Origin of the sequence: Aureisphaera galaxeae, assembly GCF_028561275.1 — a bacterium.
Lineage (GTDB): Bacteria > Bacteroidota > Bacteroidia > Flavobacteriales > Flavobacteriaceae > Aureisphaera > Aureisphaera galaxeae.
Genome location: NZ_JAQQTF010000004.1, coordinates 83,706 through 105,152 on the forward strand (window position 1 = coordinate 83,706; position 21,447 = coordinate 105,152).

Consider the following 21,447-nt stretch of genomic DNA (forward strand, 5'->3'; position numbering starts at 1 on the left):
TGATGTCGTGGAACATAAATAAAGGGTTAATGGATGCTCAGGATTTTTAAGGAATGTTGTTTATCCATTTTTCATTTGTAACGCCTTAAATGATAGTTAACCTTGGCTTTTTTGTAGTATCTTAAACAAAAAAATATGAAAAAGATATTTCTTCCAATTTTGGTTTTGATGGTATTTTTCTCCTGTAAAGAAGACGATACTTCTGAAACGAACAGTTTGCAAGGAAGGTGGAATCTAATCAATGTAACCTGCGAATGCCCACCCGTTGACTTTCAGATAGGAGAGCACGTTTGGACCTTCAATGTGGTAGACAACAACGTGAGGGTTGTCAACAATCCAGATGAAGACTTGCAAATTTTGGAAACAGGCAATTATGACTTTTCCCTTACCGATAATACAATAACTATACTATCGGTTCCTTACGATTACTTTTTTGAAGGAGAAACACTTTTTATAACGGATCAGCCCGAGGTGGATGGTCCAGCTTTAGAATTTGTTCGTAATTAGCAGGTATATTTGTTTAATTCAACTACAGACTACACCTTATGATACGATTGTTCAATCGGAAAAAAGTCAGTATACATTCCATTTCCATACCCCATTTTGGGTGGTTTGAAGAAAAGAGTAATCAAATGGTGAAGGAATGGGTGAATACGCAAAAAGGGATGACCGTTTCGGTTAATTTTTTCAATCTTCAACCCGATCTACCTTCTATAAAAAACATCGATGAGGTCCGAAACTTCTATCGACAGGTGATTGCACAGGCCAACGGAGGTATTGTCGAAGTGGATAAGATACAATTGAAGGGATACGATACCATTAGAACCATTTTTAAATTTCCGCAGGAACCCTTCGGAATGGCATACATTGCTTCCTTAACCATTCCTTTTGAAAGTTGTAGTTATGTCGTAAAAGTTATTGCTCCCGAAATTGGAACCACAGGAATGCGGGATAATGTGGTAGCGATGCAATTATTAACCGAAGGAACAATATCCTTAGGTGACAAGGGGTACGAAGGCTGGTTTCAGGATCCTTATGATCCAGAAATAAAGGAGGGGATTTTAATGAATAAATCGGAAGCGACTACATACGATGCCCAATTCCCGGATCATCCCTTGAGTAAAGTAAGGGAGTTACTCGGACAGATAGAAGCCGAAATCAAGTTTGGTAAGGAGTTGGAGAGGATTGGGAAGTTTGAGGAATGATCTTTGCTGTTGTCGTAAACCATAACATTACGAAGTTTGATTAAAAGGATAAGCATTTACTTATTTTCATTGACTATTATGGTTTCTTTCATTATTTCCTGTAAAATGGACAATGAAGAAGAATTCTCTGCCAAAGTCTTTCCAGTTACAATAACCGAGTTCGCACACAATGAAATTCATCATTCGGACACTACGACTTTAACCATCAAAAAGAGAAATAGTTTGCATACTCACATCTTTGGGCTAAAGAAAACTGGAGAAAATGAGTCAATACAATGGCCAACGTTCCAAATACATGAAAAAACTAAGTCTCAAATTCAAATTGGTGAGGTTTCAGCGAAACTGATTACTGAAAAGGAGTATGCTTTCGAAAAGCAAAATTTAGTTGTGCGAAAATACTATTATGATATTGAAAATGAATATGATGAAGAAGGATATTTCTTTACCTCTCGAAGTCGAATTGTAGCCTTTAAATCTGGAGCATGGAATGTATATAGATTCTATCAGTATAAAGATTTAGACGTTTCACAACTCTTGAAAAAAGATACTACCGACTTTTTTCTTGACTGAAACAGATAATAATATCATGCAGAAATACCTCTACGACTTCAGCTACTTGCGATGTCAAGAATTCATAAGATAGGTAGGTGGCAATAGGGATGCTATTGGGTATCTTTACAAATAATCTATATGGGCCTTTAAAATGGACATGAGAACTCCCAATAATCAACTAAACCTTAGAGCACAACATCCCGATTTCCAAACCTTTTTAGATTTCAATGAAAGGGAATCGGAAAGGGTTAGGAATGAATATTACTGCCATTTAGATCAAAAATTCGGAGCGTCGAAACTTCAAGCAATAGATGTTTTTCCTTCCCATGTGAGTGAATCACCAATATTCGTATTTATTCACGGCGGATATTGGCGGGCATTGGATAAAAGAAGTTACAGCTTTGTGGCCGAACCTTTTGTGAAAAACAATGTTACGGTTTGTGTCGTGAATTATCGGTTAATACCCGAAGTGAATATGGCAACGCTTTTGGATGATATCTACGATGGAATCCATTGGATCCAACGACAAGCCTCTTGTTTTAATGGAGACCCAAATAAAATGGTGCTATCGGGTCATTCTGCTGGCGGACATTTAGCGTTAATGGCGTATCTAATGAATGAAAAGTTACGACCAAGCATTCGAGCCGTTTGTAGCCTTAGCGGAATATTCGATTTAAGTTTCATTAAAAACAGTTATCTCAATGATGTCCTGGGCTTGAATGAAAAGGATGTGTTCGATTTCAGTGTTTCAAATAAGGATTTGTCCGTTTTGGAATGTCCTACGCTACTAAGTGTAGGTTCCCGTGAAACTGATTTTTTTATTACCGAATCCAAGAATCTTTATCTCAACAACAAATCGAAAGCTCCTTTGGAATACCTCGAATACGAAGGGCTAAACCATTATCAAATTATCCATAAACTAGGACAAATGGATAGCCCGTTGGTTCAATTTATACTAAAATATGTAAGATAGTTAGGACTTCTGTTCCTTATTAAAATATACGAGGTAGTAGTACATCTGTTTTTCCTCGTCCCATCCTTTTTCCACAAACTTTTCGGCACTTTCAGGATTAATGAAATCCATCTTTATCTGGATGTTAGTATCCAATTGGATCACATTTTTGATCTTTTTTCGCGCTGCCGATACCGCTGTATTGGCAATGGGGAAGGAGGTTAGGTCTTCAATTTTGTATTTAGGAGCTTGTTCGGTCTTGTAATGTTTAAATTCAGGAATAAGATCAGGATTATCGATCACTTCATTTACGAAAGCCGATTCTTCGAACAATTCATTTTTGGCAAAGTGATTTACCGCACGGTTCATGAACAACACCTCTTCTTTCTTGTCCTCGGCAGGCAATACCACATCCTTGGCAAAGTCCTGACAGAATTTTAGGTACTTTTTGGTGAAGAAATTCTCATCTTCAAAAGCCTCTACTCCTAAAAAGCTTTCCAACCAATACCTGGCGTCATAACGATTACTATCAATGGATAATACCTTATAGCCTTCTTCTTTTTTTACATTGAAGATGAGTGCTCCCTTATCTAATTTATTAAGGTTGACTCCTTGTTGCAAAAAGGCATCCAACTGGTTCTCCTTTTCCGAAAATTGAAGGAAATCATGCTTCAATTCTGACTTAAAGATCCCAATTCCATCTACGCGTTCATTGTCGATCTGAAGGTTCTCCAAGTAGGCCACATACACTTCTCCGCTCTTAATGTGTGGATGCATGGATTGATCGAACAAATGTTTGGCGATCTTCTTGCTTACCTCGTGTATGTCGTCTGGTGAATCGAAAACTTGGGAAACATAATTAAATAGATCATGGAACTCCAAGTCAGCATCGTGCGCAAACTGAAAGTAATTCTCTTCCTTATCCCTAAATGGCTTCAAAAAGAATTCTTTCATCAAAGGCGTTAATTCATCATCCATTTCATAAGGAGCGCCGGACAATAGTATGCCTTCGTTTCGGCTTTTATTTCCTACGCGGTGAATGGAAAGTGAAGTGATATGGGTTCCGTATAAATTGATCATGGTGTTTTTTGGGTTTCAGCGTTAGTTCCAGTTCTCGTCGAAATCTAGGGTGTCGTAATCTTCTGGATTCAATCCGTATTCATCATCGTCATCCTCTCCTTCCATGTTTTCGGCCACAAATTCCTTATCAGGTGCTTCCTCGGGTATCTGTCCATGGGCGAACATAAGGTTTGGATAGGAACGACCTTCTTCGTACTCAGCAATTTCGGCCAGTTCTACCATAAAAGTCCACATATTAAGGAAATCATACACGTAGATAAGCTTGGTTTGGTCTTCATCTACCACGTCCTCCAAAAGGGTCTCGCTCATCACACGAACGCTTCCGGGCTCATCACTCATGTCGAATAGGGCAATTTCTTCCCCTTGTTCCCATAGATCGTTACTCACATAAAAAGAAGCCATTTCCTGTCCCCCAAAACCAAAGGATTGGGTAATTACATTATGCAGGTCCTCTAAGGTATTGGACGCTTCAATCTCGATGTCGCGAAACACGTCTTCATGCGTATCCAATATGGCTCTGAATCGATAAATCATCTCGTAAAAATTAGGACGGCAAAGTTACGATATATTCCTTTTCTAAGAAGATCGCAGTGGTGTTTTTTAAACAAACCTATTTACTGAATCGATGCAAGGTAAAGGTCATGGCTGCCAATAAGAAGAATGCCATAACTTGATGTAATACCCCTAACCAAAGTGGCACCTGTAGAATAAGGGTAAATACGCCAAGCACGAATTGTGCGATCACTAGAGCAACCAAAGCCTGAACTCCCTTGTTTTGGAAATTTGTAAGGGTCAATTTTCGACTTCGGTATGCGATAACCCCAATAAGAATAACCACTACATAAGCTAAGTAACGATGAACGAATTGGACCCCACTTTTTCCTTCCACAAAGTTCTTCCAAACGGGTTCCTGTTCTATAGTCACTGTTTCATGGATTAGCTTGCCATCGCTCATTAAAGGCCAATGGTTGTGAATCCATCCGGCATCAAGTCCTGCCACAAAGGCTCCATAGATGATCTGCAGGAGCAATACTGCCATACCCCACCTCATAAGATTCCGAAAACCTTTGACAATAGTTTTCTTTTCGGGAAACATTAAATCCAAAGCCACCCATAGCGTATAGGCAAAGGTGATGAAAGCCGTGGTGAGGTGCATTGCCAAACGATAATGACTTACATCTGGTCGATCTACCAATCCACTTTTCACCATATACCAACCCAAGAAACCTTGAAAAGCTCCAAGTCCCATTAGCACAATGCATTTTCGTATGGTAGGTTTTGTTAGTTGTTTTCGGATCAAGAAGTAGACAAAAGGGATAAAGAATACCAAACCGATAAGTCGACCGATTACCCTGTGAATCCACTCCCAAAAGTAAATGTCCTTAAAGTCCTCTAACGTAAAGTTGTAGTTTATTTTTTGGTATTCGGGATACTGCTTGTACAATTCGAAAGCCTCTTGCCATTCGGTCTCGTTCATTGGCGGAAGCGTCCCCGAAATAAGTTTATAATTGGAAATGGAAAGCCCGGAGTGTGTAAGACGTGTAATCCCCCCGACTACCACCATAATGAAAATCAATATACATCCCGTTAATAGCCAGTAGATTACTTTTTTGTTGTCTTTCATGGGTTTCGTGAGTTACAGAGCTTTAGAGTTCCAAAGTTTCAAAGATGATGAGTTTCAGAGTTGTAAAGATTCAAAATTTCAAAGTCACAGAGTTTTACCAGTTCCTTCGTCTCTTTGCCTCTTTGTCTCTTTGCCACTTTACTGCTTTGTCTCTTTTAGTCCTATTTCTTCTCCTTTTCTTAGCATATATTCCCGTGCTGCTTCGTATTCATTGGGGATTTCTCCTTCAAGGATGGCTTCTTTAATCGCTTCCTTAATGATTCCGATTTCCCGGGAAGGTTTCAAACCAAAAGTTTTCATAATCTCTTCCCCAGACACAGGAGGTTGGAAGTTTCTGATACGATCTCGCTCCTCAACTTCCTTTATTTTACGACGTACTACCTTAAAATTGTTGTGGTACTTTTTAAATCTTTTTGGGTTTTTGGTGGTGATATCTGCTTCGCAAAGCGTCATTAGGTCATCTACGTAATCCCCGGCATCGAATACCAACCGCCGTACGGCACTGTCGGTCACTTCGGTGGCCAATACTATAGGTCGCGAACTCATAAGCACCATTTTCTGAACAAATTTCATCTTCTCATTCAGTGGCATGCGCATCCTTTTGAAGAGCTTGTATACCATTTTAGATCCTACAAACTCGTGCCCATGAAAGGTCCATCCATTGCGTTTGTCAAATCGTTTGGTTGGTGCTTTGCCAATATCGTGCAAAAGGGCGGACCAACGTAGCCAAAGATTATCTGTCGTATGGGCAATATTATCAACTACCTCCAGCGTATGCCAGAAATTGTCTTTGTGTTTTTGACCTTCTTTTTCTTCAATCCCCTTCAGTGCCATCAACTCCGGAAAGATGTATGGCAGCAATCCTGTATTGTGCAATAGGGTAAATCCAATAGAAGGAACCGGTGCCGCCAGTATTTTATGAACTTCATCTACAATGCGCTCCTTCGAAATGATCTTTATTCGATCTGCATTCCGTTTAATGGCCTCCAAGGATTCTTTTTCAATTTGAAAGTCTAGTTGCGTAGCAAAACGAATGGCTCGTAGCATGCGTAAAGGATCATCACTATAGGTAATGTCGGGATCCAATGGGGTCCGTATGCATTTGTTGTTCAGGTCCTTTATACCGTCGAAAGGATCTAATAGGGCGCCGTAGTTTTCTTCATTCAGGCTAATCGCCAGCGCGTTGATGGTAAAATCCCTACGGTTTTGGTCATCCTGCAAAGTGCCACCTTCCACAGCGGGGTTGCGGCTATCCTCTTGGTAGCTTTCCTTTCGGGCACCCACGAATTCCAGTTCAATATCCTGGCTCTTCAGCATGGCCGTACCATAATTTTTGAAAATGGATACCTTGGGTTTGTTCGGTAAAAGATCCGATACCTGTTTGGCCAATTCAATACCGCTGCCTACTGCCACGATATCTACATCTTTGGCATTACCCCGTTTCAAAAGATAATCACGCACAAAACCTCCAATAACGTAACAGTCTACTTTCTGAAGGGAAGCAGCTCTGGATACGGTGTTGAAAATAGGATGCTGAAGTGCGTTTCTGTAGTTTGGAACTGTGGACATTAATCTCGGATAACCTTGACCGTACCGTCGTTTTTCAGTTTAATGATTGCTGACGGTTTTGCGGGTTTTTTATTCTTTTGCAAATTTACGACATAGTCCACGCCTTCCAAAATCTCTGGGCTTATTTCTTTGAAGGTTGCTGGGGTTTTCTCGCCACTTATATTGGCCGAAGTAGAGACAATGGGACGTCTGAATTTCCGGATCAATTTTTTACAAAAATCATCCTTAGTCACGCGTATGGCTAACGAATTGTCCTCTGCGATTAAATTTAAAGCCACGCGAATAGGATCATCATAGATAATGGTCGTTGGCTTAGCCGCGTATTTGAGGATGTCATAGGCTACCTCGGGTACATCTTCCACGTACTGATTCAGCATTTTAAAATCGCTCACCAAACAGATCAAAGCCTTGCTTTCGACACGCTTTTTTAGTTGGTAAACGGCCTCAATGGCTTCTTCGTTGGTAGCATCGCAGCCTATTCCCCAAACGGTGTCGGTGGGATAGAGGATGACGCCTCCTTTTTTTAATACTGAAATGGCCTTTTCAATCTCTTCGTACATGGCTTTTAATTTGAATTGCCAAAGATAAGCCGTAAATAGTTTTCTTTCTGAAATTCGAAGTCCCATTTAGGATGTTGATAGTACTTCTTTTGGGTTTTAGAAATAGTATCGAATAGGTTTTCTATATGATCGTAATCGTAGAAAACCGCATTTTCTTTAAAATCAGCGATGTCATTGAAGGATTGTTCCATGAGCAGTGGAATGCGGTATCCGAATGCCAAATTGTAACTCCCCGAAATCTTGTACTTACGAAAACGGGAGAAAAACGCGTTATTTGGATGAATCAGCGGCATGATATAATCGCTATTCCGAATGTAATCATGGAACAATTCATTAGACACGAAGGAATCGAAAAATAAAAATTGATTGGCGGACGGATACTGCTTCGCTTCTTTTACAAATGCCTTGGCTTCTTCATTTTCTGGCCTTCCCAAGAAGATGACCTTTACATGATCGGGTATCTTCCATTCCTTAAAAACGCTATAATCCCTTTTGTCTAAGGAAATCACGCCTGGTACAGTAACCCAAACTTCACCTTCTGGCTTTTTCAACGAACCGGGAAATTCGGGAAATTGAATGGGATAGTAGGAACCCACTGTTTTAGTTGTTAATTTTTCGGCCCTAACATTTTCGGCTACGAAATCATTCAACGTGAGGTAGGCGTCTATTTTTTTTGTCACCTTCTTCTGCTTGGCTTTTTCAAACAGATTATGCGCATTGTGAAGTGTTCCCACTAATCGAATACGTTTGGGAAACGGGAAAGAAATGAGTTTAATGATATTGCTTTCCGCACTATTGAAGATAACCACTTCGAAACCTCCCTTTACGATTCTCCGCCAAGTGCTGAACCAACTCTGGTACTTTTTCATCTTAGAGCTCAGATCAAAATAAACGATCTTATGTACATCTGGTAAATCCTTTACCCGTGACTCTAACTTGGGATGGCAAAACAGCGTTACCTGAGCCGATTCCTTCAAATATTGAATCTGACTGTGCAAGCATTCATCGTGAAAGGCACCTGCTTCTATGAGAGCGACCTTACGCATCGAGCACAGGTTGTTTTTGTTTTAGGGAATGGGAGAGCGGCATGCCTGCCAAGAGTAATCGGAAGAGTTTCCAATACTTGGGTTTGAAAATCGCCCGAAAGAAATAACGAACACAGAAATAGATTTGCACGATTTTGGTCCAAAAAGCACCGTAGTGTTTCCGAAGGTAATAGAACAATGAGATTTTCTGTTCAATCTTCATGGTGATATTGCTACTCGAACTAGCACTTTCATAGTGAATGTACTCCAAATGGGGCACCAAATAGGCTATTTTCTGTTTTTGCTTCCACATCCTTCTGCAAACGTCACTTTCTTCATAATACAGGAATAGGTTGGTGTCGAATCCACCCACCGCATTGAATATTTCGGCATCTGCAAACATAAAAGCACCCTGCACATAATCCACCTTCAAGGGTTGTTTGTAGGTCCTCTTTCTATTCGGGTAACGTTTTGGGTTGACGAATTCCAAAAATCCCCTTTTCAGGATTTCCCGTGCAGGAGATGCAAAATGATCGATGGTTCTTCTAAATCCCTTTTCATGATCCAACATTTGTGGTGAAGACATACCAGCATTGGGATGTGTTTCCATGAAGTGCACCAGTTCCTTCAAGGTATTCGGGCTTACCATCAGAGTGTCATTGTTGATGAAAGCAAAGTAACGACAGAGGCTTGCATGTTGTACACCCGTCATATTTCCTCCACCAAAGCCCGTGTTTTTAAGACTACGGATGAGCTTCACCTTGGGCGAATTGATTTTTTCAATCCCTTTAACCACAATATCATAGTTCTCCGGAGTCGACGCATTATCTACAACTACGATTTCATAGGTGATGTCCTCTTGGGTGTTTTCCAGAATGGAGGCCACGCATTTTATGGTGTATTCGCTGGAATTGTAATTGATAAGGATACAGCTAACGTCGATCATCTTACTATGGCTTGCCAATGTTTGGATACATTTTCAATCGTATAGGATTGTGAGGCCACTATGGCTTTTTCCGATTTTTCTTCGGTAAAAGTAGGGCTTTCCAATAGGGAGGCCAAAGTGTGTTTTAATTTGCCCTCTTCAAATAAGAACCCAAAGCTCTCGTCTATGATTTCCTTAGGGCCACTGTGGTTGGAAGCAATAGGTAAGGTGCCCTGGGACATGGCTTCAATGATAATAATTCCGAAAAGCTCTTCCCATTTCGAGGTCTTTTTTGAATTCAGTAACATGTATTGGTGCGAGGCGAATTCCTTTTTCAAGGCCTCTTTTCCTGAAACATATCCTTTAAAAATGATGTTAGGATGCTTTTCGGAATATACTGTGACCTGTGATGCCATTTTCCCATCTCCTATGATGGTAAGGGAAGCAGAAGGGTTCTCCGAGAAGAACGCCAACAGTTCCTGTATGCCTTTATCAGAAGTAAGTCGACCTACATAGACGAAGCTATTTTTCCTTCGTTCTTCGACCACCTTATTTGTAAAGTCGGGATGCAAGGAATGGTGTACGACACTAACCTTACTATCCTCAAGATTATAGTTGGCAACAAGCTGCGATTTCCCTTGTTGGTTTACCGCGAATATGTGCTTGCAATGGTTTTCCAAAAACGATCCCCAAGCTTTCATCACTTGAGGTGTATTTTTTTTGCGTTTGGGATGAAAACTTCCGTCCCAATAAGTCCAAGAGGTATGGTAATAGATTTGTTGTTTCTTTAGGAGAGGAAGTAATGATTTCAATTTTGGGTCGAAAGGAGCGATTCCCACTACGACCTTTTTGTTTTTTGAAAGGAGCAGGGATAGCATAAACCCTGCGTTTGTGAACTGTTTTGAAAAGAGCTTCCATTTTCCTTTTACAATGCCTTTGTACCACTTACTAAAGATGGAAAACTCACGGTAGGCCACTGTATAACCGTTTTTAGAAGCGAGATGTTCCAGTGCGTAGTAATGGCTTGGAGCTCCATTTTTGTGCAGTACGTAAATCGTTTTTGGCATGCTTTGACAAAGATCGAATAATTTTTTTACCTTGCCGTCGTCTAATCTTTCAATTGTAAATCGTCTATTATTCATAGATGATTTTACCGTGTACCGTTGTCCCTTCAACTTAACGAGAGCTATATGGATTACAACAATAAGCCCGACGGGTATTTTGATACCATTCGCCAAGAAATGGTAAGATATCTTCCTTCCGAAGCGAGAAAAATTATGGATATAGGATGTGGTACAGGAAGCTTCGCCCTTCATTTAAAGGAAACTTTTGGAGTGGAAGCTTGGGGTATTGAATATGTGAATGAACACGCACAAGAGGCTTCTAAAGTATTGGATAGGGCATTTTCTGGCCCGTGTGAGGATTTTTTAGATATGCTGCCTAATGACTATTTCGATGCGATTTTCTTTAACGATGTTCTCGAGCATATGGTAGACCCCTATGAAGTGCTTCAAAAAATAAAACCAAAACTTAGTCCCAATGGGGTGATTATAAGTTCTATTCCCAATATCCGATCGTACGATACTTTTATGAAATTGGCCCTAAAAAAAGATTGGAGGTATGAAAAGAATGGGATTTTAGACCATACCCATCTCCGATTTTTTACGGGGAAAAGCATTCGGCGGATGTATGAGGACTTAGGTTATGAGATTATGCTGCACGAAGGAATCAACAAAACCAAATCGCTACGACCCATTCTATTCAATATGTTTGTTTTCTTCACCCAAATGGACATGAGGAACTTGCAATACGCCACCGTGGCAAGGGCAAAACCTAGTTGATTTTTACGATTCTTTCCCTATCTCTTCTATTTCTTTTGGAGTAAGCGGTTCATCCTTGAAAAACTTCCGCAAGGAGTATATCAATACACCGAAAATCAACAATCCAAGGATGCAAAGGTGTAGATTAAAGTTAGAACCTTCTGGCATATAAGGCAAGAAAGCACCTAGCACAAGCAAAATCTGGCTAGGCAACACCCTTAGGCTGGATACAATGGCATAGAATCTCTCAGGAGTATATTTTATGATGAGAGAGCTTATGGTCGGTATTACTAAGGTCTCACCCAGTCCAAAGAACACAAATGAAAGAAAAGTAACAATCAAGCTCAATTCACTTGATGCTTCTGGAAGAAACCTGAAAAGTATAAATGCTATAGCCAAAGAAAGAAAGCCGAAAAACAACTTAATGAAACGATGCATGTACTTGGCATACCAAACGAAAACCGCTATAAGCCCTATGATAAAAGCAGGATAGGATTTTATGGACATAAATAAAGACGATGGTATGAGTTCCGAAAATGCGGCACTCACCTCAATGATTTTACCCATAGTGGCTCCTTCTCCCATATTTTGAAAGAACCAGTATAAACTCCCAAAACCAATAATGAGTAAAAGGTTCAGATAATTATTGGAGAAATACCCCTTTACTTTGGTCTGAATAGGTTTCAAATTTGGAAGTTTGGTTATGAATAGAATGAGTGTTGAAACTAGCATCAGGAAACCACTTAAAACGAAGCCCATTTTGTAATTAAATACTCTTTCACTCAAGTATCCTATAGCTATAATTCCGAAGACTGCTCCAAGATTGGAAGCCAGATAGTATAAGGTTGTTCGGCTATCCATAAGCTTATCTTTATTGGAAATCGTTTTTCCGAACAAGGCAAATAGGTTCGGGCCATAAAAACCACTTCCCAATAGAACGAAACCTAAGCCGAGGTAGAATATCCATTGGACTTCAATACACAATAAAAATGAGCCCAACATAAATAACAGTCCCCCAAAAAGCCCTGTGTTTTTATTTCCGGCGACCAGATCACCCAACAAAGCGCCCACGATTTCCGAAAGAATAAGAAAGGCCGTTACATATCCATACACTCTTAATGCCTTTTCCCGGGGCATATCCAAAGCCCCTTCTATCATGTAAAGGACGAGAATGGCTCTTAATCCATAGTATGCCGCCCTATCCAAAAACAGGGACGAACAATACAGGTACATTTGTTTGGACTCTTCGTTGGCCATATGTTTAGCAGGTGTTAGTTGATTTTACGATACAACAACCAGAGGTTGACGTACCGTTTAAATACCGAAAAGGCATTAATATAGGCTAGGATAAAACCTTCTTTGCCATCTAGAATGCCCAATCGAAGCAAATACTGATGCCAAAACCGATACCATGGACGGAAAAGGAAGTGGTACAAGTTGGGTTTTTTACCCCTTTTGTACAACATTCTTGCTTGCAGGGTACTATATCGATGCAATTTCCCCGTATAGTCATCCAAACTTTTGTAGGTGTGGTGCGGAAGTCGGGCCTTTAATTTCCCAATAGTGCCATTAACATCCAGTGTTTCGTGCACCAAATTTCCATTGTATCTCCCGTGTTCCTTTTTGAAAACGCGAACCACCCAATCTGTCTGAAACCCACTGTATTTAATACGCTTTCCCATAAAGTGGAGTTGCCGTTTTACACTATAAGCGACTGCTTTTGGGTTTTTTAGTACGTTTTGAATTTCGTTTGCCAAGGCCTCGGTGATTTCCTCATCAGGATCAAAAAAGAGGATCCAATCGTTCGAAGCTTGGGCAATTGCAAAGTTTTTCTGTTCACTGAAATTATCGAAAGCGCGTTCTACGACTTTTACCTTGTCAAATTGGGAAGCTAACGATACAGTATCGTCTGTGCTATAGGAATCTACGATGATGATTTCATCTACGAAATGGAGACTTTTTATAAAGCCCTCGATCACGGGGCCTTCGTTCAGGGTAATGGCAACTGCACTGATTTTAGTCTCCTGCTCCAAAGGTGGTGTTTAATTTGGGTAAAAGTAATAATTTTACTCGCAAAGCGAGCGTGAAATGCTCCGAGGCTTGTCTCGAAGTAATTCATATAAATTTGAAGGATACGGATTTTGGCAAAACTCCCTATTTTAATGTATCACAAAGTAGACCCACAGCATAGTGTTGGGTTAACCATTGCTACCTCAAAATTGGAAGCTCAGCTACACTATTTGTCTCAGCAGGGATACAAAAGTTACCATTTGTCCGAATTGCAATCCCTTTCGCAGCTCCCTCAAAAGAAGAATATCGTCCTTACGTTCGATGACACCTATGTGAATCAGATGGAGTATGCCGTACCCCTTTTAGAGAAGTACCAAATGAAGGCTACCTTCTTCATCCCGCTGAAATATATAGGCGATAAAGACCGCTGGAACGACACTCCCGAATCTATTATGGATGTAGAATCTTTGAAAAACCTTCCTACAGGCCTTATAGAATTGGCCTATCACAGCTATGCCCATAAGAAATACAATGCGCTTTCGCCTTCGGAAACCGAAGAGGATACTCGTGAAGCATTCCGTGTAGTTTCAGAAAAAGAACTGAAGTTGCATCCTTCGGTTGCCTATCCGTACGGGAAATTCCCAAGGGATGCTGAAGGCAAAAAGGTATTCTTTCAGCATTTAGAGGACAATGGCTTTCAATTTGGATTGCGTATTGGAAATCGGGTGAATTCCTTTCCGTTTTCGGATCCTTTCGAAATCAATAGGATTGATGTGAAAGGGGAGTGGAGCCTGGCTAAATTCAAAAGAAGACTTCGCTACGGGAAGTGGTTTTAGCGCATTCCTTTTTTCAGTAGGATTAATTTTGCATATCGCTGAAAAACTCCATAGGCATTAATAGCCGAAATGCTCAATCCCGGGATTCCATCCTTAAATCCTCCTTTTAAAACATAGGAACTGAAAAATCGCCACGTAGGTTTAAAGAATAATAGGAAGAGATTGGCCTTTTTTCCTTTTTTCTGAAGTTGCTCCGCCTGGAACCAAGCATAGTTTTCCCGCTTTTGAATATAATGTTCGAGCCCTTTGTAGGTGAAGTGAAGCACTGGGTTTTTCAAGGTGCCAATACTTCCTTCCACATGCAATTTCTCGTGCACCAATCCAGTGTATTTAGTGCCTTCTCGTTTTACCAAGCGCAATACATTACTGCTATGGTGGTAAAGGAAGCGGTTCATGTAGAAGTGTGGGAAATTCAATTTGTAGCCTTGGTATTTCCCTTCGGTCATGGCCTTTTTTATTTCCAATTGAAGGAGATAGGTAATGCGTTCATCGGCATCCAAAAACAATACCCAATCACAGGTAGCATGCTCCAAAGCATGGTTTTTCTGGTTCGAAAAGTTGTCGAATTCTCTTTGCAAGAAGACCTTAGCATATTTTTGGGCGATTTCTGGAGTGCGGTCGGTGCTAAAACTATCGATCACAATAATCTCATCTGCAAACCGAGCCGATCGTATGGCTGCTTCCAGATAGGCTTCTTCGTTAAAAGTGGGTATGATGACACTTAGTGTAGGCACGGCTCAAAGGTAATCATTTTGCGGTTGAAAGGGGAAAGTTCGTTACCTTTGCATTCCATTAAAACAACGCATTTTGGATAGTTTAGGAATTTCGGTTGTCGTTAGTACATACAATAAGGAAGATTGGCTTCGTAAGGTGTTGGAAGGCTATAAATACCAGACCTATAATCATTATGAAGTGATCGTGGCCGATGATGGTTCCCGCGATACTACTCGAGAGCTTATCGAGTCCTTTCAGAAAGATTATCCCGTTCCGTTACGTCACATATGGCACGAGGACGATGGCTACCGCAGACAGCGTATTCTAAACATTGCGATTACCGAAGCGAATATGCCCTACATCCTTTTTACCGACGGTGATTGCATTCCCCGTAGGGATTTTGTGGAAGTACATGCCAAATATGCTGAAGAGGGTTATTTCCTATCTGGAGGATACTGCAAGCTTCCGATGAAAACCAGTGAGGTGATCGATGAGGATGATATCCGTACTGAGCGTTGTTTCGATGTTTCTTGGTTGAAAAAACAAGATAAACTGAAAGGTACCCAATCCCTTAAATTGAATAGTGGTCCTGTCATGGCTTCTATTTTGGATTATCTTACGCCTACCAATGCCAGTTTCAATAACTGTAATTCCAGTGCTTGGAAGGAAGATCTCATTGCCATAAATGGATACGATGAGCGTATGCAATACGGTGGACCGGATCGTGAGTTGGGTGAACGCTTGGAAAATTTCGGCCTTAAATCAAAGCAAATCCGCCATAAGGCTATAGTACTTCATTTAGACCACGCCCGTGGATACAAAACCAAAGAATCGTTAGAGCGAAATCTCGCCATTCGTAAAGCCGTAAAGGACGAAAACAAGAAGTGGACGGAACATGGAATTGTAAAAGGACCAAAGCCTGAGTAGGCTTTAGTCGATAGTCTTTGGTCTATAGCCTTTTGGGATACGGCGTGAAATTTTTACCACTGTAATTTTTTTGTCATTGTAGAAATTGGCATTTGGGACGCTGAGTGACACGAAGGGTTGTATCGAGGTGTCGACACGTCCGACTTTCCTTATATAGCTTGCTCTTAGGGCACCTCGATACGTTTTACTTCGTAAAACACTCGGTGTCCCGATTTCAACCCGCTAACTCGGAACCTGCAACCTTCAAACCGAAAATTGTATAATGTAAAAGTTGAAATGTAAAACGTAGCTAGTACTTAGCACTTAAAACTCAGCATTTAAAACTTACAACTGAGAATATGCTCCCACCTTCCAATACGTATCGTCGGTAGTACTGTGCACCACTTCGAAGGCTTCTTCCTTTAATTTGGGGTTTTCCTTGAAGTATTCCCAACAGGTAGCGCCTTCCCGGAAAATGGAAACAATGAGGATTCCGTTTTCATGCAGTCCGGAGAGAATATTATTCAGTACACGAGTACGTTCCGAATCGTGAATGTAGTAGAAGGCCTCATTCAGAATAATAGCGTCATAAATTTCCTTGGGCTTAAAATTAAGCAGGTCATGGGTTTCAAAATCGGACTTGGGGAAGTTTTGCTTTTTGGCCATTTTTACGGAAACCTCGGCATAGTCAACTCCGAGAAAGGATTCAAATCCATCATAGGTCAATCTGCGGTTAAGCACTCCGTCGCCACAACCTAAATCCAATATACTTTTTGGCTGAAAGCGCTGTAGGTAATTATCGATCTGTTCATAGCGCACACGCTCTTTTTCACCACCCAACTTATCCCACTTACCACGCAGGTATTGGCTATTGAATTTCATTTTCCGTTTCCAATGCCGAAATCGGTCCTTAAACTTCATTTTTGGGAGGGTTTAGATGGTGTTTCAAATACGGCTTAAGTTTATCTAGAATGCGTTTTGGGGTCAATTTACGGTATAATTGTTCAGGATTGCTTTCTATTTCCTTTTTTTCTTCCCGGGACAAACTTTCGAAATAATCTTCATCGTCTTCGAATAAATGAATGGAATCGTGCTTCTTTCCATCTTCAAAACTATTCCAATGCGATTTTGTGATATAGGGAGAATAGATTGTAAAGGTGGGGCGATCCAGTGCCTTGGCAATGTGTACGCTTCCGCCTTCATTAGAAATAAGGAGATCGCATTTGTTCATTAAGGTGACGAATCCACGGATGGAATCTTCATAGATATCCAAATCGATCTGTTCTTTGAATTTACACATCTCATAAATCTTCAAGGCTTCTTCTTTCTGATGCGGTGCATAGTTGAAGAGTAAAGTTGCCTTGTGGTTTTCGGCCAGATAATCGATGAGTTCTGCAGTATATTCGTAGGGCAGGGACTTGTTCGGAGTACTGCCCAAAACGCCTAACATAATCACGGGACGTTCAAACGAATCAATCCGATTGTAATTTTGTTCTTCTTCATTCAGGAAAATGCGATACATAGGATCTGGGCTCTCCATACCAAAGGCTTCTTCCAACAAATTCATTCTATCTTCCAGCGCTTTTCCACAGGGTAAAGTGGCCTTGTCTAAAAAAGTAACGGTTTGGGTATAGAAGCGGAACTTCAGTTTTTTGTTCTTTCGCTTGAATCCAACACGAATAGGCGCCTTGGAAAACAAGCACATCATCCGGCTTTGAAACTTGGCGTAGGGATCGATGATAATGTCGTACTTTTCTTTTCGTATTTGGCGAATGGTTTTGAGCAATACAGATATTTTTTTCAGTTCTGCATCCTTGGCCAAAATGATCCTGTCTATGTTGGGATTTTGCTCCAACACACCCGCTGTATAATCGTAAACGAAATAGGTGATATGCGAGTTTGGGAAATGCGATTTAAGATTATTGGCCAGAACCGATGCGATAAGGACATCGCCAATTCTTTTGTTCTGTATGACAAGAATTTTCTTTGGTTGCATTACCTTCGCAAGGTATCTTTTTTTTGAATTTTTAAAAATTAAAATGCCGACGAACTTCGTTGTACATCCCGAATACCAAGATCAACAAGATATGCTGTTGGGGTTATTGAAGAATTTCGATACTGCTGGGGAATATGTGGTAAAGGGAGAACGGAATGCTATCAAGAAATTTGAGGTGGGCGATACGGTGTTCAATATCAAAAAGTTCAAAACCCCGAATGCATTTCAAAGTTTGGTATACCGATTCCTTAGGAAGGGAAAGGCCAAACGTTCCTTTGAGTACGCCAAAAAACTGGAAGAGTTGGGTATTGGTACTCCTGCTCCCGTGGCTTATTTTGAACGATTCGGATTCGGATTAAAGGAAAGCTACTACATTTCCAAACACATGGAATATGATTTCGATTTCCGAGTGCTAAACCATAATCCGTTATGGCCCAATCGAAAGGAGATTCTGGAGCAATTCGCGGCCTTTACCTTTCAAATGCACGAAAAAGGAATCAATTTCTTGGATCATTCCCCAGGGAATACACTCATCTGCGAAGCTGGAAATGGAAACTATAATTTCTACCTAATCGACCTGAACCGCATGCGTTTTGAGGATATGGGGTTCAAAAAGCGCATGCATAATTTTAGGCGACTGTGGCTTTCCAAAACCATGATCAATATCATGTCGCCTGTATACGCAAAGCTTTGTGGTATGTCCGAAGACGAGGTTCATCATTGGATGACCTACTATTCCCGAAATTTTCAGAGGAAGGTCAATGCGAAGAAGTTGAGAAGGCGAAGACGGAGGAAGTAATCGGTTCCGAGTTCTAGGTTATGTGGACACTGAGTGTTCTACGAAGCTGAGAGGATCGAGGTGAAGTAGAATAGCCTGCAAGCCGTAGGATTGTATCGAAGTGTCAGTTTTCATTAGACAGTTTTCTGTTGGCGGGTTTCGGGTTCAAGGTTGACGAACTCGGTGAAACCAAACCTCCAAAACTATCAACCATCGACTATAGACTATAGACTATCAACTACCGCCTACACCGCCACATCATGCTCGCGCAGTGCGTCATTCAATGAGGTTTTTTTATTGGTACTTTCCTTTCGTTTTCCGATGATCAAGGCACAGGATACTTGATATTCTCCCGAAGGGAATTTCTTGGTATAGCTCCCGGGAATTACGACAGATCTTGCAGGAACTCGACCTTTCATCTCTATAGGTTCGTCGCCCGTAACATCAATGATTTTAGTGGAGGCCGTCAATACTACATTGGCCCCTAATACAGCTTCTTTTTCTACTCGGACACCTTCTACCACAATGCAACGGGAACCGATAAAGGCATTATCTTCAATAATTACAGGAGCGGCTTGTAAAGGTTCCAATACACCTCCAATCCCTACACCACCACTTAAGTGCACGTTTTTACCAATTTGTGCACAACTTCCCACAGTGGCCCAAGTGTCTACCATAGTACCTTCATCTACATAGGCACCGATATTCACATAACTAGGCATCATAATCACACCTTTGGAAACATAAGCGCCATGACGCGCTACAGCATGGGGTACTACACGAATTCCCTTTTCTTCATATCCTCTTTTCAATGGAATTTTGTCGTGGTATTCAAAAATACCGGCTTCCATGGTTTCCATTTTTTGAATGGGGAAGTACAACACCACAGCTTTTTTAACCCACTCATTTACCTGCCATCCATCCTCGGTAGGCTCGGCACAACGAAGTTCTCCTTCATCGCAAAGGCGAACTACTTCGCGAATGGCGTCTTGGGTTTCTTGATTCTGAAGTAGGGAACGATCTTCCCAAGCGTTTTCTATGATTTGTTGTAATCCAGTCATGGTGTAAAACTCGGTTTTTATAAGAACTACAAAGATAATCCGCTCATTGAAATCAGGGCGCATTTTTAGCATACTATTTTGTAAACCGCTATTTTTGCAAACTAATTATGGCAAGGATACTGGCATTGGATTATGGAACGAAACGAACGGGTGTTGCCGTAACGGACGAATTGCAGATTATTGCTTCGGGACTAACTACGGTTCCTACAGAAGATTTAATGAATTTTTTGAAGGAATACCTTACTGCCGAAAAGGTAGAATTGGTCCTTGTAGGCGAGCCTAAACAACGGGACGGAAACCATTCGCAGGTAGAGGAACACATTCAGAAGTTCTTGGAAGTGTATGCCAATGAATTCCCGAACGTTCCTGTTGAGCGAGTGGACGAGCGATTTACGAGCAAAATGGCCTTCCAAACCATGATCGATAGTGGACTGAAGAAAAAACAACGCCAAAATAAAGCCTTGGTAGATGAAATTAGTGCTACCATCATCCTTCAGGACTATTTGAATAGGAAATAGGTGAGGGGTGAAGAGTGATGAGTGAAGAGTGATGAGTGAAGAGTGATGAGTGAAGAGTGATGTGGACACTGAGTATTCTATGAAGCGAAGTTGGACATATCGAAGTATCAGTTGGCAGTAGCAGTAGGCAGTTGATGAGTTCCAGGTTCAATGGACTCCGAGAAAAAAAGAAAATAAAAAAGAGACTAAAGACTAATGTCTATAGACTAAAGACTAAGTAAAAAAATGATATACCCAATAGTTGCATACGGAGATCCCGTGTTGCGGAAAGAGACCAAAGAGATTTCTGAAGACTATCCAAAGTTTCCCGAACTGATCGAGAACATGTTCGAAACCATGTATGCCGCCCATGGGATTGGTTTGGCCGCCCCGCAAATTGGATTGCCAATCCGCCTGTTTATTGTAGATGCTACTCCGTTTGAAGATGATGAAGATCTATCTGAAGAAGAACAACAGTTTGTCTCTACTTTTAAAAGAGTATTCATTAATGCGAAAATCGTTGAGGAAACGGGGGACGAATGGGCCTTTAATGAAGGTTGTTTGAGTATCCCCGATGTACGAGAAGATGTGTTTAGACAAAGCACCATTACCATTGAATATCTGGACGAAAATTTCAAAAAACAGAAAGAGACCGTGGGTGGGATTGCAGCACGTATCATTCAGCATGAATACGACCACATCGAAGGAATTTTGTTCACCGATAAACTTTCCCCACTAAAAAAGCGTTTGATAAAAGGCAAGCTTGCAAATATTTCCAAAGGGAAGGTAAAAGTGGACTATCGCATGCGATTTCCACAAGCCAAAAAGAAACGTTAATCCTTTTGGATTACTCATGATAAGGCTGCATATTTGCGCCCTTCAAACGTAAAAAAACGAATGAGCTTAGAAAAAGTATTATCAATTTCAGGAAAACCCGGTTTGTACTTATTAAAGACACAAACAAGAACCGGATTGTTGGCAGAATCTCTTATGGATGGAAGGAAAATCACAGTAAGTGCCCGTCACAATGTGAGTTTGCTTTCAGAAATAGCCATCTATACCCTTACCGAAGAAGTACCTTTGCGTGAGGTGTTCCAAAAGATCCATGATAAGGAAGAAGGAGGGGAGGCCATAAGCCACAAGTCTTCCAAAGATGAATTGGAAGAATACTTTTTCAATGTATTACCCGACTATGATGAGGATCGCGTGTATCCCAGTGACATCAAGAAGGTAGTACAGTGGTACAATCTGTTGAATAAGAATGGAATTAAGGATTTTTCTGAAACCGATGAAGACACTTCCGAGGAGGAATAACCTTAATAACTTTTCGATAAAAT

Annotated in this window: 25 protein-coding genes; 11 read left to right on the forward strand and 14 right to left on the reverse strand. The window is 40.9% G+C overall.

The annotated features are described in order from the left end of the window. The first annotated feature begins 135 nt into the window (after window positions 1-135). From POV27_RS05130 to POV27_RS05145, 4 genes are all read left to right on the forward strand, one after another. Window positions 136-507: a hypothetical protein gene (locus POV27_RS05130; RefSeq protein WP_272861667.1), complete on the forward strand. Its 372-nt coding sequence runs from the start codon at window positions 136-138 to the stop codon at window positions 505-507. 38 nt (window positions 508-545) lie between these two features. After that, window positions 546-1,205 carry a hypothetical protein gene (locus POV27_RS05135; protein WP_272861668.1) on the forward strand — a complete coding sequence of 220 codons (660 nt, stop codon included), beginning with the start codon at window positions 546-548 and terminating at the stop codon, window positions 1,203-1,205. A 105-nt stretch (window positions 1,206-1,310) separates the two neighbouring features. Beyond that, on the forward strand, window positions 1,311-1,775 hold the full coding sequence (locus tag POV27_RS05140) for a hypothetical protein (RefSeq protein ID WP_272861669.1): 465 nt from the start codon (window positions 1,311-1,313) through the stop codon (window positions 1,773-1,775). Between the two features lie 139 nt (window positions 1,776-1,914). Continuing rightward, the gene (locus POV27_RS05145) at window positions 1,915-2,730 is read left to right on the forward strand and encodes an alpha/beta hydrolase (protein ID WP_272861670.1); all 816 of its coding nucleotides are present in this window, start codon (window positions 1,915-1,917) and stop codon (window positions 2,728-2,730) included. Here the strand turns inward: POV27_RS05145 and POV27_RS05150 are convergent, their stop codons facing one another. From POV27_RS05150 to POV27_RS05185, 8 genes are all read right to left on the reverse strand, one after another. Next, window positions 2,731-3,789 carry a nucleoid-associated protein gene (locus POV27_RS05150; RefSeq protein ID WP_272861671.1) on the reverse strand — a complete coding sequence of 353 codons (1,059 nt, stop codon included), beginning with the start codon at window positions 3,787-3,789 and terminating at the stop codon, window positions 2,731-2,733. Window positions 3,790-3,810: 21 nt separating this feature from the next. Continuing rightward, window positions 3,811-4,323, reverse strand: a complete 513-nt coding sequence (locus POV27_RS05155; protein WP_272861672.1) for an IS1096 element passenger TnpR family protein — start codon at window positions 4,321-4,323, stop codon at window positions 3,811-3,813. A 76-nt stretch (window positions 4,324-4,399) separates the two neighbouring features. Continuing rightward, window positions 4,400-5,413: a COX15/CtaA family protein gene (locus POV27_RS05160; protein WP_272861673.1), complete on the reverse strand. Its 1,014-nt coding sequence runs from the start codon at window positions 5,411-5,413 to the stop codon at window positions 4,400-4,402. 138 nt (window positions 5,414-5,551) lie between these two features. After that, window positions 5,552-6,982: a CCA tRNA nucleotidyltransferase gene (locus POV27_RS05165; protein WP_272861674.1), complete on the reverse strand. Its 1,431-nt coding sequence runs from the start codon at window positions 6,980-6,982 to the stop codon at window positions 5,552-5,554. After that, complete coding sequence (locus POV27_RS05170) at window positions 6,982-7,542, reverse strand: L-threonylcarbamoyladenylate synthase (RefSeq protein ID WP_272861675.1); 561 nt, start codon at window positions 7,540-7,542, stop codon at window positions 6,982-6,984. Before POV27_RS05170 ends, POV27_RS05165 begins: the two co-directional genes overlap by 1 nt. A gap of 5 nt (window positions 7,543-7,547) precedes the next feature. After that, complete coding sequence (locus POV27_RS05175; RefSeq protein WP_272861676.1) at window positions 7,548-8,588, reverse strand: glycosyltransferase family protein; 1,041 nt, start codon at window positions 8,586-8,588, stop codon at window positions 7,548-7,550. Next, window positions 8,581-9,513: a glycosyltransferase family 2 protein gene (locus POV27_RS05180; protein ID WP_272861677.1), complete on the reverse strand. Its 933-nt coding sequence runs from the start codon at window positions 9,511-9,513 to the stop codon at window positions 8,581-8,583. Before POV27_RS05180 ends, POV27_RS05175 begins: the two co-directional genes overlap by 8 nt. After that, the gene (locus tag POV27_RS05185) at window positions 9,510-10,559 is read right to left on the reverse strand and encodes a glycosyltransferase family 4 protein (RefSeq protein WP_272861678.1); all 1,050 of its coding nucleotides are present in this window, start codon (window positions 10,557-10,559) and stop codon (window positions 9,510-9,512) included. Before POV27_RS05185 ends, POV27_RS05180 begins: the two co-directional genes overlap by 4 nt. Window positions 10,560-10,682: 123 nt before the next feature. On the opposite strand from POV27_RS05185, the gene POV27_RS05190 reads away from it, so the two are divergent. After that, entirely contained in the window at window positions 10,683-11,333 is a 651-nt protein-coding gene (locus POV27_RS05190) for a class I SAM-dependent methyltransferase (protein ID WP_272861679.1), read from the forward strand. Window positions 11,334-11,336: 3 nt separating this feature from the next. On the opposite strand, the gene POV27_RS05195 is transcribed toward POV27_RS05190, so the two are convergent. Both POV27_RS05195 and POV27_RS05200 read right to left on the reverse strand, forming a co-directional pair. Continuing rightward, on the reverse strand, window positions 11,337-12,569 hold the full coding sequence (locus tag POV27_RS05195) for an MFS transporter (protein ID WP_272861680.1): 1,233 nt from the start codon (window positions 12,567-12,569) through the stop codon (window positions 11,337-11,339). Between the two features lie 14 nt (window positions 12,570-12,583). Continuing rightward, window positions 12,584-13,345, reverse strand: a complete 762-nt coding sequence (locus tag POV27_RS05200; protein WP_272861681.1) for a glycosyltransferase family 2 protein — start codon at window positions 13,343-13,345, stop codon at window positions 12,584-12,586. 129 nt (window positions 13,346-13,474) lie between these two features. Here POV27_RS05200 and POV27_RS05205 point away from each other — a divergent pair, with 129 nt between their 5' ends. Then, window positions 13,475-14,158: a polysaccharide deacetylase family protein gene (locus POV27_RS05205; RefSeq protein WP_272861682.1), complete on the forward strand. Its 684-nt coding sequence runs from the start codon at window positions 13,475-13,477 to the stop codon at window positions 14,156-14,158. On the opposite strand, the gene POV27_RS05210 is transcribed toward POV27_RS05205, so the two are convergent. Beyond that, the gene (locus POV27_RS05210; protein WP_272861683.1) at window positions 14,155-14,892 is read right to left on the reverse strand and encodes a glycosyltransferase family 2 protein; all 738 of its coding nucleotides are present in this window, start codon (window positions 14,890-14,892) and stop codon (window positions 14,155-14,157) included. The genes POV27_RS05205 and POV27_RS05210 overlap by 4 nt on opposite strands. 73 nt (window positions 14,893-14,965) lie before the next feature. On the opposite strand from POV27_RS05210, the gene POV27_RS05215 reads away from it, so the two are divergent. Further along, window positions 14,966-15,799 (forward strand): glycosyltransferase family 2 protein, encoded by an 834-nt coding sequence (locus tag POV27_RS05215; protein ID WP_272861684.1) that lies wholly within the window; start codon window positions 14,966-14,968, stop codon window positions 15,797-15,799. 324 nt (window positions 15,800-16,123) lie between these two features. Here the strand turns inward: POV27_RS05215 and POV27_RS05220 are convergent, their stop codons facing one another. Then, complete coding sequence (locus POV27_RS05220; RefSeq protein WP_272861685.1) at window positions 16,124-16,699, reverse strand: class I SAM-dependent methyltransferase; 576 nt, start codon at window positions 16,697-16,699, stop codon at window positions 16,124-16,126. After that, window positions 16,689-17,774, reverse strand: coding sequence for a glycosyltransferase family 9 protein (locus POV27_RS05225; RefSeq protein ID WP_272861686.1), 1,086 nt, complete (start codon window positions 17,772-17,774; stop codon window positions 16,689-16,691). The genes POV27_RS05220 and POV27_RS05225 overlap by 11 nt, the downstream gene beginning before the upstream one ends. Window positions 17,775-17,817: 43 nt before the next feature. Here POV27_RS05225 and POV27_RS05230 point away from each other — a divergent pair, with 43 nt between their 5' ends. Beyond that, window positions 17,818-18,573: a lipopolysaccharide kinase InaA family protein gene (locus POV27_RS05230; RefSeq protein WP_272861687.1), complete on the forward strand. Its 756-nt coding sequence runs from the start codon at window positions 17,818-17,820 to the stop codon at window positions 18,571-18,573. Between the two features lie 224 nt (window positions 18,574-18,797). Here POV27_RS05230 and POV27_RS05235 read toward each other — a convergent pair whose 3' ends face one another. Then, on the reverse strand, window positions 18,798-19,613 hold the full coding sequence (locus POV27_RS05235; RefSeq protein WP_272862648.1) for a 2,3,4,5-tetrahydropyridine-2,6-dicarboxylate N-succinyltransferase: 816 nt from the start codon (window positions 19,611-19,613) through the stop codon (window positions 18,798-18,800). Window positions 19,614-19,720: 107 nt separating this feature from the next. Between POV27_RS05235 and ruvX the strand changes: the two genes are divergently transcribed. From ruvX to POV27_RS05250, 3 genes are all read left to right on the forward strand, one after another. Next, window positions 19,721-20,131, forward strand: coding sequence for a Holliday junction resolvase RuvX (gene ruvX, locus POV27_RS05240; protein ID WP_272861688.1), 411 nt, complete (start codon window positions 19,721-19,723; stop codon window positions 20,129-20,131). A gap of 225 nt (window positions 20,132-20,356) precedes the next feature. After that, window positions 20,357-20,947 (forward strand): peptide deformylase, encoded by a 591-nt coding sequence (def, locus tag POV27_RS05245; protein ID WP_272861689.1) that lies wholly within the window; start codon window positions 20,357-20,359, stop codon window positions 20,945-20,947. 60 nt (window positions 20,948-21,007) lie between these two features. Beyond that, window positions 21,008-21,424: a DUF5606 family protein gene (locus tag POV27_RS05250; RefSeq protein ID WP_272861690.1), complete on the forward strand. Its 417-nt coding sequence runs from the start codon at window positions 21,008-21,010 to the stop codon at window positions 21,422-21,424. Window positions 21,425-21,447: the final 23 nt, after the last annotated feature.